Raw genomic sequence first — 11,547 nt, 5'->3', positions numbered from 1 at the left:
AGCAGGGTGTCACCAGGGAAGAAAAATAAGACGACCAGGCCGGTTTCGCAGAAAACAATCGCAAACAGTACCGCGTAAACATAAATTCCATACTCAGCCAGCAACATGCCAAGGGTTTTGTCGACATGGAGGATCATGTCGAAAAATTGCATCAGGTCCATATTTTTCCTAAAGGGTAGCGCCGCATCATACCATCACTGACGGCCCAAATAATGCCTTGGACCCTCGCGGTGGCAGGATAATCTTGACGCGTCTCACAACTTTCCTAATCGTCCATTTTCCAGTTTACAATCCCCTCGCACCTGCCATCAAGCCGGGCGACGAGACTTATAAAATCAGGAGACGACGGATGCATGCGATTTACGCAATGAACAAAAAGGCAGCGCTGGCCGCAGCCGTGGCGGCCGGGCTGGCCCTCCCCGCCACCCACGCGGCCGAATCGAAGCCGCTGGCGGCCAAGCCGACGCTGGGCGACGTGATCAAGGCATCCAAGCCGTCCGACTGGCGGCCGCTCGACCCTGACAATACGCTGTACATGGACCTGACCTCCGGCCGCGTCATCATCGAACTGGCGCCCGATTTCGCGCCCAACCACGCCGCCAACATCAAGCTGATGGCTCGCGAACAGTATTTCGACGGCCTGGCCGTGATCCGCTCGCAGGACAACTGGGTGGCGCAATGGGGCGACCCGGACGAGAAGAACCCGCGCCCGATGAAGACCGCGAAGCAGACGCTCAAGGCCGAGTTCACGGTGCCGATGAAGAACGTCAGGCACTTCACCCGCCTGCCGGACCGCGACGGCTACGCGCCGCAGGTCGGCCACTCGAACGGCTTCCCGTCGGCGCGCGACCCGAAGACCGGCCAGGCATGGCTGGCCCACTGCTACGGCATGGTCGGCGTGGGACGCGACAATGAGGCCGACAGCGGCGGCGGCTCGTCGCTGTACGCGGTGACTGGCCACGCACCGCGCCACCTGGACCGCAACATTACCGTCGTGGGACGCGTGGTGTCGGGCATGCCGCTGCTGTCGTCGCTGCCGCGCGGCGAGGGCGCGATGGGTTTTTATGACAAGCCGGAACTGAACCTGCCGATCAAGTCGGTGCGTGTGGCGGCCGATGTGTCGGAGGCGGAGCGCAGCAAGTTCGAGGTGATGCGCACCGATACCGCGACCTTCAAGGCCGCGGTGGAAGCACAGCGGAACCGTGGTGGCCCATGGACCAAGGTGGCGGCTGGCTACATCGAGCTGTGCAACGCGCCGATTCCGGCACGCGAAGTTAAATAACCCCGTTAGCCCCAGCACGTCGTTCCCGGCATTGCCGGAAACGACTTCCCGCGCACGCGGTTACAACGTGCTGAATTTGGTGGTTTGAACTTCACCGCAAGCTATAATCTCGCGATGAACGCCCCGATCCCCGCACACCGTCCCATCCAGGCCCTCCCCGACCAGTTGATCTCCCAAATCGCCGCAGGCGAGGTGGTCGAGCGCCCGTCGGCAGTGGTCAAGGAGCTGCTGGAAAACGCACTCGACGCGGGCTCCACCCAGATCACCGTGCGGCTGGAAGAAGGCGGCGTCAAACGCATCGCCATCACCGACAACGGCCGCGGCATCCCGCCGGAACAGCTGCCCCTGGCCCTGGCGCGCCACGCCACGTCCAAAATCGCCTCGCTCAACGACCTTGAAAATGTGTCAACGCTCGGCTTCCGCGGCGAAGCGCTGGCGTCGATCGCCTCGGTCGCTTCTGTCAGCGTCACCTCGCGCACGCCGGGCGCACCCCACGCCTGGGAAATCGTCGGCTCGCATGCCGGCACCGTCGCGCCATCGTCCGGCGCCTTCGGCACCACCATCGACGTGCAGGACCTGTACTTCAACACGCCCGCGCGCCGCAAGTTCCTGAAGTCGGAACAGACCGAATACGGCCACTGCGCCGAAGTCGTGCGCCGCATCGCGCTGGCGCGTCCCGACGTGTCGTTCAGCCTGTCGCACAATGGCCGCACCATCGACCACTGGAACGTCAGCGAGATGGCCAAGCGCAGCGCCCACATCCTGGGCAACGACTTCGCCGAAGCGCGCCTGCCGATCGACGAAGCGGCCGGCCCGCTGCGCCTGCACGGCTACGCCGGCCTGCCTACCGCATCGAAGGCGCGCGCCGACGGCCAGTTCTTCTACGTGAACGGCCGCTTCGTGCGCGACAAGCTGCTGGTCCACGCCGTGAAAGCGGCCTACCAGGACGTGCTGCACGGCGACCGCTTCCCGTCGTACGTGCTGGCGCTCGAGCTCGACCCGGCGCTGGTCGACGTCAACGTCCACCCGTCGAAAATCGAAGTACGCTTCCGCGACGGCCGCGCGGTGCACCAGTTCGTGTTCCACGCGGTGCAGCGCGCGCTGGCCCAGACCTCGGCCACCGCGTTCGGCAGCGTGCCCGCCCCGCTGACCGCCGGCGAGATCGGCGCGCCAGCGCAAACCTGGCGCCGCGAGCACGAGCAGACCTCGTTCGGCGCCCAGCTCACGTCGACTTTCTCGCCGTCGCCCTACCCGGCCGGCAGCCGCTACGACAATGCGCTCGGCGTAGCCCAGGACACCGCCAGCTACGGCGCCCTGTTCTCCTCCGCCCCGGCTCCGGCCGCGCCGCAGGCCACGATGGCAGCCTTCCCGCAAGCGTCGCCGCAGGCGATGTCGAACGAAGAATTCCCGCTCGGCTTCGCGCTGGCGCAGCTGCACGGCATCTACATCCTGGCGCAGAACAGCAAGGGCATGGTGCTGGTCGACATGCACGCGGCGCACGAGCGCATCCTGTACGAGCAGCTGAAAACCGCGCTCGACGCGCAGGTGGACGGCCATGACATGCAGGTCCAGTCGCTGCTGATCCCGGTGACCTTCTTCGCCGATGCGGTGGAAGTCGGCACGGCGCAGGAAAACCAGGACACGCTGCGCAAGCTCGGCTTCGACATCGGCGCGCTGTCGCCGACCACGCTGGCGGTGCGCTCGGTGCCGACCTTGCTGAAGAACGCCGACGCCCAGACGCTGGCGCGCGACGTGCTGCGCGACGTACGCGAATTCGGCGGCTCGCGCGTGCTGATCGAACGCCGCAACGAGCTGCTGGGCACCCTCGCCTGCCACACCGCGGTGCGCGCCAACCGCATCCTCACCGTGCCCGAGATGAACGCGCTGCTGCGCCAGATGGAGAACACCGAACGCGCCGACCAGTGCAACCACGGCCGTCCGACCTGGGTACAGCTCGAAATCCCGGCACTCGACAAGCTTTTCCTGCGCGGCCAATGATGTCCCGACCAAGCGATACCCTCCACCCCATCTCCGAGTATGCGCACGCGCCGATCCTGATCCTGATCATCGGCTTCATGATGCTGCAGCCGCTGTCGACAGACCTGTATCTCGCGTCCCTGCCCAGCCTTTCCACTGTGTTCGGCGTGCCTGCGTCCACGGTGCAGCTGACGCTGTCGATGTTCGTCATCGGCTTCGGCGGCGCGCAGCTGGTCATCGGCCCGCTGTCCGACCGCTACGGGCGCCGCCCGGTGCTGCTGTGGGGCCTGTCGCTGTACGTGGCGGCCAGCCTGCTGTGCGCATCGGCGCAGAGCATCGACGTGCTGATCGTCGCGCGCTTCCTGCAGGCGCTGGGCTGCTGCTCGGCCATCATCATCGCCCGTGCCATCGTGCGCGACGCCTACGCCCCGGCCGACAGCGCACGCGTGATCGCACGCGCCAGCTCTTGGCTGTCGCTGGCCCCGCTGACCGGCCCTATCCTCGGCTCCTACCTGCAGGTGGCGTTCGGCTGGCGCGCCGCATTCGTCGCGCTGTCGATCCTGTCCGGCATCGTGCTGTTCGCCGTCGTGCTTCGCCTCCCCGAAACCAATGTCCACAAGAACCCGCGTGCGACCGAACTGCGCGGGCTGCTGGCCAACTACCGCCACGTGCTGGGCGCGCGCGAGTTCTGGGCGCACGTGCTGCCGGGCGCGCTGTCGTACGGCGCGATCTTCGCCTTCATCTCCGGCTCGTCGCTGGTGCTGATCAAGGTACTGGGCGTGCCGACCGCGTGGTTCGGCTACTGCTTCGCTTTCGGCGTATCGGGCTACCTGATCGGCACCATCGTGTGCCGCAAGCTGCTGCCGCGTTTCGGCCCGACTGCGACGCTGCGCATCGGCAGCACGATGTCGCTGGCTGCGGGCGCGCTGTTTCTCGGCGCCGTCGCGCTGGGTTTCATCCACTGGTCGGTGGTCGTCCTTGCGATGTTCATGACGATGATGGCGCACGGCCTGAATTTCCCGGTCTCGCAATCGGGTTCGGTGACGCCTTTCCCGCAGCAGGCAGGAACCGCCGCGGGCCTGATGGGCGCACTCGTGATGGTGGTGGCGTTCGGCGTCGGCACCGTGGTCGGCGCCACCTTCGACGGAACCCTGCTGCCGCTGGCCTCCATCGCATGCGCGCTGGGCGTTGCCATCTTCGCATCGGTGCGCCTGGTGGCGCATACGGAGGCAGCGTGAAGCCCCTGGCGGTAGCCATCATGGGTCCCACCGCTTCCGGCAAGACGGCCGCGGCGCTGGCGATTGCGCGCGAGATCCCGTCCGAGATCATCTCGGTCGATTCCGCGCTGGTCTACCGCGGCATGGATATCGGCACCGCAAAACCGACTGCGGAAGAACTGGCCAGCGTTCCGCACCACCTGATCGACATCATCGAGCCGACCGAAGCCTACTCGGTGGCACAGTTCCGCGACGATACGCTGCGCCTGGTGGCCGACATCAGCGCGCGCGGCAAGCTGCCGCTGCTGGTCGGCGGAACCATGATGTATTTCAAAGGACTTACGGACGGTTTGGACGACCTGCCTACGGCGGATGCCGAAGTACGTGCGCGCATCGAGGAAGAAGCCGCGCGCATCGGCTGGCCCGGCATGCACGACAAGCTGCGCGCGCTGGATCCGGAAACGGCCGCGCGCCTGGCGCCGAACGATGCGCAACGCATCAACCGCGCGCTGGAGATTATCGAGCTGAGCGGCAAGCCGATGTCGGAACTGCTGGCGAAGCGCGAGAAGACCGAGCTGCCGTTCGAACTGCTGTCGTTCGCGCTCGAACCGTCGGACCGCAGCGTGCTGCATGCGCGGATCGCCACGCGCTTCGACCAGATGCTGGGTACGCGCGACGACGAAGGCATCGTGGCCGAGGTAGCGCGGCTGCGCGCGCGCGGCGACCTGAACCCAGCGCTGCCGTCGATGCGCTGCGTCGGCTACCGCCAGGCCTGGGACTATCTGGAGGGCCGCATCAGCCGCGCCGAACTGCGCGAGACCGGCATCATCGCCACGCGTCAGTTGGCCAAGCGCCAGTTGACTTGGCTGCGTGCGATGCCCACACGGGTTGTTATCGATTGCCTCGCACCCGGCGTTGCTGGTATCATGCTGGACTCGCTGAGCAATCGGGGTAAATAGTACTCCAATAATTCCTGTTCAAAGTTTCGCGGTAATTTTGTCGAAACCTTGACAGACCGGTCGAAAGTCCGGATAATGCTCGGCTGTCAGGTGATATAGCTCAGTTGGTTAGAGCACAGCATTCATAATGCTGGGGTCGGTGGTTCAAGTCCACCTATCACCACCAAGAACACGTTTCAAGAAGTCCAAAGACGTACATGAACCCGCATATCTCCCTGTGAGTATGCGGGTTTTTTGTTTTGTTTTGGCGTCCATTGTCATCGGACGTTTTTGTATATGTGCCTGCCTATACGAACTCCTATATGAAAACCGGATATATGCATTCAAGGGACTGCGTCTCCCATTTTCTAATGGCCGATGAAGCTATCGTCTGTTAGACTGGTCACGATTTAAGTTGACTTTGAGGCAATTGTCTGAGTACCAATGCCATGAACGCCGAAGCCTGGGTCGCCGCAAACGAAGTCGCCCAGCATCTTAGGCGAAGGACCGCCTCTGCGGGTGCTGAAATTATTGATTTTTCAGGCGACAAGGTGAAGTTCGCCAACGCGTCAAAATGCGCCGGAAGTGTCGCGCCATGACCGACAACGGCAAGAAGCTAATCCGCAACAGCACCGCCGAGTTTCTGATCTTCACCGGCCAGGCTGGCGAGCAGAGCATTGAGGCCCGCTATGAGGACGAAACCGTCTGGCTGACGCAGAAGCTGATGGCCGAGTTGTTCGCGGTGGATGTACGCACGGTCAGCGAGCACCTGAAGAACATCTACGAATCCGGAGAGCTGGCGCGGGCGGCAACGCTCCGGAAATTCCGGACAGTTCAAACCGAGGGCAGCCGGGAAGTCGCCCGGAACGTCGATTTCTACAATCTCGACGCCATCATATCGGTAGGCTACCGGGTCAATTCGGTCCGGGCTACCCAGTTCCGCCAGTGGGCTACCGGCGTGCTGCGCGAGTTCGCCATCAAGGGCTTTGTGCTGGACAAGAAACGTCTGGAAAACGGCGTTTTCCTCGGCGAAGACTACTTCGAAAGGCTGCTGGCCGAAATCCGCGAGATCCGGCTGTCGGAGCGCAAGTTCTACCAGAAGGTGACGGACATCTACGCCACGGCCGTGGATTACAACCGCGATGCGCCGACCACCAAGGCTTTTTTCGCCAAGGTGCAGAACAAATTGCATTTCGCGATCCATGGCCATACGGCGGCGGAACTGATTGTGCAGCGCGCCGACAGCACCAAACCGCAAATGGGGCTTACGGCGTGGGAGCATGCCCCTGAAGGCAAGATCCTCAAGACCGATGTGGTCGTCGCCAAGAACTACCTCAGCCAGCAGGAGCTGGAATCGCTCGGGCGCATCGTCAGCTCGTACCTCGACTTGGCCGAGGATCGCGCCAATCGCAAGATCCCGATGACGATGGAAGACTGGGCCAAGCGGCTGGATGCATTCCTGGAGTTCACCGAGCGTGACATCCTGCAGGATGCTGGCAGGGTCTCGGCCGAGATGGCGCGGTCGCATGCCGAGAGTGAATTCGAGAAGTACCGCATCGTGCAAGACCGGCTGTTCGAGAGCGACTTTGACCGGGTGATCAAACGGATCGCGTCCGGCGGCCAGCTGGGCATCGACGAGGAATAGGGCGAATGGCCACGAAGAAGAAGAACACGCCCAGTTGGAGTGATGTCAAGACCAAACTGGCCGACTTCGACCGCGCAGGCCTGATCGGACTGGTGCAAGACCTGTACGCGGCCAGCAAGGACAACCAGGTTTTCCTGCACGCCCGCTTCGCGCTCGGCGGCGACGTGCTGAAGCTGTACAAGGCCACCATCGACCGCTGGCTATGGCCGGATGTGTTCAAGAACCAGGACATCTCAGTCGCCAAGGCCAAGAAGGCGATTGTGGACTACAAGAAAGCCGTTGGGCAACCCGATGGGATGGCGGAACTGATGGTTTTCTACTGCGAGCGGGCCGCTGGTTTCAGCAGCGATATTGGCCTGCAGGACGAAGGCTACTTTCATGCACTGGTACGGATGTTCGAGCAGGCCTTGACGGCCATTGCCGCCTTGCCCGATGCGGCACGACCGGCCCTGTTGAAACGCCTGGACGAAGTGCGATGCATCTGCCACGACTTCGGTTACGGCGTCGGCGACGACATGGATGAAATGCTCGCTGAGCATGAGGTCGATGACTGACCAGTCTGCCGTTGCAACCCTTCAGGCCGAGAACGCCCGCCTGGTCGCGCTGCTCGATGCCCACGGCATCGAGTGGCGGCAGCCACAGCCGACCGTTCAGGCGGCGCGAGAGCCTGAACGGTCCCAGCTTTCCACTGCTGAGAAGGTGGCGCTGTTCCGCCGTCTGTTTCGTGGGCGCACAGATGTCTATCCGGTTCGTTGGGAGGGCAAGACCACCGGCAAGTCAGGCTACGCCCCGGCCTGCGCCAACGAGTGGCGCGCCGGGGTATGTGAGAAGCCGCGCATCAAATGTGGCGACTGCAGTAATCGCCTGCTGATCCCGCTGTCCGATGCGGTAATCTTATGATCATCTTGCCGGCGGGCACACGGTTGGCGTCTATCCGTTGCTGGAGGACGACAGCTGCTACTTCCTGGCCGTCGACTTCGACGAGGCCGATTGGCGCGACGATGCCCGTGCCTTCATGCAGTCCTGCGAAGAGCTGAGGGTGCCGGCTGCGCTGGAGATCTCTCGGTCTGGTCGAGGCGCACACGCATGGGTGTTCTTCGCCAGCCGCGTATCAGCACGCGATGCCCGGCGCTTGGGTACGGCCATCATCAGCCATATCTGCTCGGGCACCCGGCAACTGAAGCTGGAATCCTATGACCGGCTGTTCCCGAACCAGGACACCATGCCCAAAGGCGGCTTCGGCAACCTGATCGCATTGCCGCTGCAGAAGCGGCCTCGCGAACGCGGCTGCAGTGTATTCGTCGATGCCGAACTGAGCCCGTACCCAGATCAATGGGCGTTTCTGGCTTCCCTCCAGCCGATGGCCGCACACGACATCGAGCCGACCATCCTGCGAGCCACGGGCGGCGTTCACCCGCTGGACGTCACCTTCATTGACGATGAGGACTTGGCCACGCCCTGGAACCGGAAGAGCACATCGACGAAGAAGCTGGCCGGGCCGATGCCCAAGTCGCTGAGCGTGACGCTGGCCAACCTGATTTACTTCGAGAAAGGCCAACTGCCCCAGGCACTGGCCAACCGGCTGATCCGTTTGGCCGCCTTCCAGAACCCCGAGTTCTACAAGGCCCAGGCGATGAGGATGTCGGTGTGGGACAAGCCGCGCGTCATCGGCAACGCGGAGAACTACCCGCAGCACATCGCTTTGCCACGCGGCTGCCTCGATGCGGCGCTGGACCTGCTGCGGGACAACGGCATCGCCTGCGATCTGCGCGACGAGCGCTTTGGCGGTGAGCCAATTGATATCTCCTTCGTTGGCACTTTACGACTGGACCAGGAGGCAGCAGTCGCTGGAATGCTGCACCACGACGCCGGTGTACTTTGCGCTCCGACCGCCTTTGGCAAAACCGTCACCGCCGCCGCGATGATCGCGCGCCGGGGCGTCAACACCCTGGTGCTGGTACATCGCACTGAACTGCTCAAGCAATGGCAGGAGCGCCTGCAGGCTTTTCTGGGCGTCGGCAAAGGTGTGGTCGGCACCATCGGCGGCGGCAAGGCTAAACCTACCGGGACGATCGATGTCGCTGTGATGCAGTCCGTATCCCGGCAAGGCGAGGTCAATTCCCTGGTCGAAAACTACGGTCAGGTGATCGTGGACGAGTGCCACCACGTGGGCGCCGTGTCCTTCGACGCTATCCTGAAGCGGACCAAGGCCAAGTACGTGCTGGGCCTGACGGCGACACCGATCCGCCGCGATGGCCAGCAGCCGATCATCTTCATGCAATGCGGGCCAATTCGTTACACGGCGGCCAGACCAGCGGGAACGCCTCACGATCTGGAAGTACTGCCACGATCACGCTTCACCCGGATCGACCTGCCGACCGAGGTCGGCATTCAGGACGTGTTTCGGCATCTTGCAAACGATCAGGCCCGGACCGAGGCCATCGGCGCTGAACTCAAGGATGCTTATGCGCAGGGTCGCAAGGTGCTCGTGCTGACCGAACGCACCGAACACCTCGACGCAATCAAGGCAGCCCTCGATGGTTTGGCTTCGGCACTGTTCGTGCTGCACGGCAGAATGTCAAAGAAGCAACGCGCAGCCCTCGCTTTTATCACCGATGGATCGTGCACGGATGCATTTTGAAAAGCGATTGGCACATATCCGGCCTGCGCGAATGCATTTACTAAAATTACCGAGGAGGCCAGGACGGCGCAACTCCCCAAAAGCGATAGCATCTTATTCAATTTAAGGTCTCCGATATGATTATCGTTTTATGTTGATAAATACTAGGGAAACGCTGATTTATTCTCCGGGGCCGGTTCCGACGGCGCGCAAGACCTGAGACAATGATGCCACGTTCACCATTGACCAGTCGACCATGCAGAAGAGTTTTTCCGACCTCGAATACGCAGCCAAGAAAAAGCTGACGCGGCGTGATCGCTTCCTGGCTGAGATCGACAAGGTGACGCCTTGGTCGCAATTGCATCAACTGATCGAGCCCTTCTATCCAAAGGTTGTAGGTGCCGGACGCCCGCCGGTTGGACTGGCGCGCATGCTGCGCATGTACGTGGCCCAGCAGTGCTTTGGATTGTCCGACGAGGGCATTGAGGACGCGATCTACGATAGCCAGGCGATCCGTGGTTTCGTCGGCATTGACCTCAATCGCGAATCCGCTCCGGACGCAACGACCTTGCTGAAATTCCGCCGACTACTTGAGAAAAATGAACTGACGCGCAAGATCTTTGACACGATCAACGGCCACTTGGCGGAGAAGGGTTTGATCATGCGCGAGGGTACGATTGTCGATGCAACGCTGATCGCAGCGTCCCCATCGACCAAGAACAAAGACAAGAAGCGCGATGCGGAAATGCACCAGTCGAAGAAGGGGAATGATTGGCACTTCGGCCTCAAGGCCCATATCGGCGTTGATGCTACGTCGGGGTTGACGCACACCGTCGTCGTCACCGCCGGCAACGTCAGCGACGTAACGCAAGCGCACGCGCTGCTGCATGGCGACGAAGTGGCCGCACTCGGCGACGCAGGCTACCAGGGCGTGGAAAAGCGCGAAGAGAACCAAGGCAAGGCGGTCACCTGGCATGTCGCGATGAAGCGCTCCAAACGCAAGGCGCTGCCCAACAACAAGCTTGGACGCAGGATGGAAAAACTCGAACATCTCAAGGCCAGCGTGCGGGCAAAGGTGGAGCATCCGTTCCATGTTGTGAAGAACCTGTTCCGTCATCGCAAGGTTCGCTACCGTGGCTTGGCGAAGAACACCGCACAACTGTTCACGTTGTTCGGCTTTGCCAATCTGCTCCTGGCGGGTAGGCGGTTCACGATATCTGAATCCCGAGTTGCGTCTTGAGCGCGCAAAAGCGCGAAATGCAGGGCCGATTTACCGAATAGAAGCGATTTCTGGTAGTGCCGATTCCGCAATCGCGCAGTTGGATGAATCCGTCTGTTCGAAAAACGGACGCGGCGCCAGAAACGTCAATTGATCAGCGCTTCCCTAGAGCGTGAATAATAATCTGACGGCCTAAAATTGCGCCATCAGGTCGTCTTTCATCCACATTCGATGCGAGAATGCGGGATTTTTTGGGGCTTTGCAACTGGGCTTGAGAGGGCCGCAAGCTGTTCCGGACAACGCCTGCGCTCGGAGTTCCGATGGGGCAATTTCTGCGATTCCAAAAAATTGGATATTATTCGATTAATCGAAATTATCGATATCGCTGAAAATTTCCTGGATATTCTTTTTTCGCAATATCGCAATTATCGATAATAAAAAAGTATCGTCGATTTTCACGATTACTAACCTTCTAGAAAGTAAAGTTAGTTTGTAATATAATGTTGGCATGAAATGCAAACGAACTTCTGACGGCCGCAAACTTGACCATCACGCGCTTCAAGTAATGCGCCAACAAGCCATCAAGGCGGTGCGTGATGGGCAACCAGTGGCGAGCGTGGCTGCCGCATTCGGCATGAACGTCACGACG

At 61.6% G+C, this 11,547-nt stretch carries 10 protein-coding genes, 1 tRNA gene and 1 pseudogene; all 12 read left to right on the top strand.

Annotated elements, in window-relative coordinates:
- The first annotated feature begins 367 nt into the window (after positions 1-367).
- Positions 368-1,282 (top strand): peptidylprolyl isomerase, encoded by a 915-nt coding sequence (locus D3872_RS01235; RefSeq protein WP_119809094.1) that lies wholly within the window; start codon positions 368-370, stop codon positions 1,280-1,282.
- A gap of 114 nt (positions 1,283-1,396) precedes the next feature.
- On the top strand, positions 1,397-3,280 hold the full coding sequence (gene mutL / locus D3872_RS01230; protein WP_119809093.1) for a DNA mismatch repair endonuclease MutL: 1,884 nt from the start codon (positions 1,397-1,399) through the stop codon (positions 3,278-3,280).
- Positions 3,277-4,497: a multidrug effflux MFS transporter gene (locus D3872_RS01225; protein WP_119809092.1), complete on the top strand. Its 1,221-nt coding sequence runs from the start codon at positions 3,277-3,279 to the stop codon at positions 4,495-4,497. Before mutL ends, D3872_RS01225 begins: the two co-directional genes overlap by 4 nt.
- 20 nt (positions 4,498-4,517) lie before the next feature.
- A complete protein-coding gene (miaA, locus tag D3872_RS01220) occupies positions 4,518-5,435 on the top strand; it encodes a tRNA (adenosine(37)-N6)-dimethylallyltransferase MiaA (protein ID WP_220476852.1) in 918 nt (305 codons plus the stop codon).
- 89 nt (positions 5,436-5,524) lie between these two features.
- Positions 5,525-5,601: transfer RNA gene (locus D3872_RS01215), tRNA-Met, on the top strand.
- Between the two features lie 262 nt (positions 5,602-5,863).
- Positions 5,864-6,013 carry a hypothetical protein gene (locus tag D3872_RS25470; protein ID WP_182915636.1) on the top strand — a complete coding sequence of 50 codons (150 nt, stop codon included), beginning with the start codon at positions 5,864-5,866 and terminating at the stop codon, positions 6,011-6,013.
- Positions 6,010-7,059: a virulence RhuM family protein gene (locus D3872_RS01210; protein ID WP_119809090.1), complete on the top strand. Its 1,050-nt coding sequence runs from the start codon at positions 6,010-6,012 to the stop codon at positions 7,057-7,059. The genes D3872_RS25470 and D3872_RS01210 overlap by 4 nt, the downstream gene beginning before the upstream one ends.
- 5 nt (positions 7,060-7,064) lie before the next feature.
- Positions 7,065-7,613, top strand: a complete 549-nt coding sequence (locus D3872_RS01205) for a hypothetical protein (RefSeq protein ID WP_119809089.1) — start codon at positions 7,065-7,067, stop codon at positions 7,611-7,613.
- Positions 7,606-7,959 carry a TOTE conflict system archaeo-eukaryotic primase domain-containing protein gene (locus tag D3872_RS27335; RefSeq protein ID WP_220476851.1) on the top strand — a complete coding sequence of 118 codons (354 nt, stop codon included), beginning with the start codon at positions 7,606-7,608 and terminating at the stop codon, positions 7,957-7,959. The genes D3872_RS01205 and D3872_RS27335 overlap by 8 nt, the downstream gene beginning before the upstream one ends.
- 37 nt (positions 7,960-7,996) lie before the next feature.
- Positions 7,997-9,700 carry a TOTE conflict system archaeo-eukaryotic primase domain-containing protein gene (locus D3872_RS26200; protein WP_370660930.1) on the top strand — a complete coding sequence of 568 codons (1,704 nt, stop codon included), beginning with the start codon at positions 7,997-7,999 and terminating at the stop codon, positions 9,698-9,700.
- Positions 9,701-9,935: 235 nt separating this feature from the next.
- On the top strand, positions 9,936-10,919 hold the full coding sequence (locus D3872_RS01195; protein WP_119809088.1) for an IS5 family transposase: 984 nt from the start codon (positions 9,936-9,938) through the stop codon (positions 10,917-10,919).
- 487 nt (positions 10,920-11,406) lie between these two features.
- Positions 11,407-11,547 (top strand): annotated as a pseudogene (locus D3872_RS01190) (IS630 family transposase); the annotation flags it as partial.

The organism is Massilia cavernae (genome assembly GCF_003590855.1).
Taxonomy (GTDB): Bacteria; Pseudomonadota; Gammaproteobacteria; order Burkholderiales; family Burkholderiaceae_D; genus Telluria_A; species Telluria_A cavernae.
Note: the sequence above shows the minus strand (reverse complement) of the source record. Positions and strands in the feature narration are given on the sequence as shown.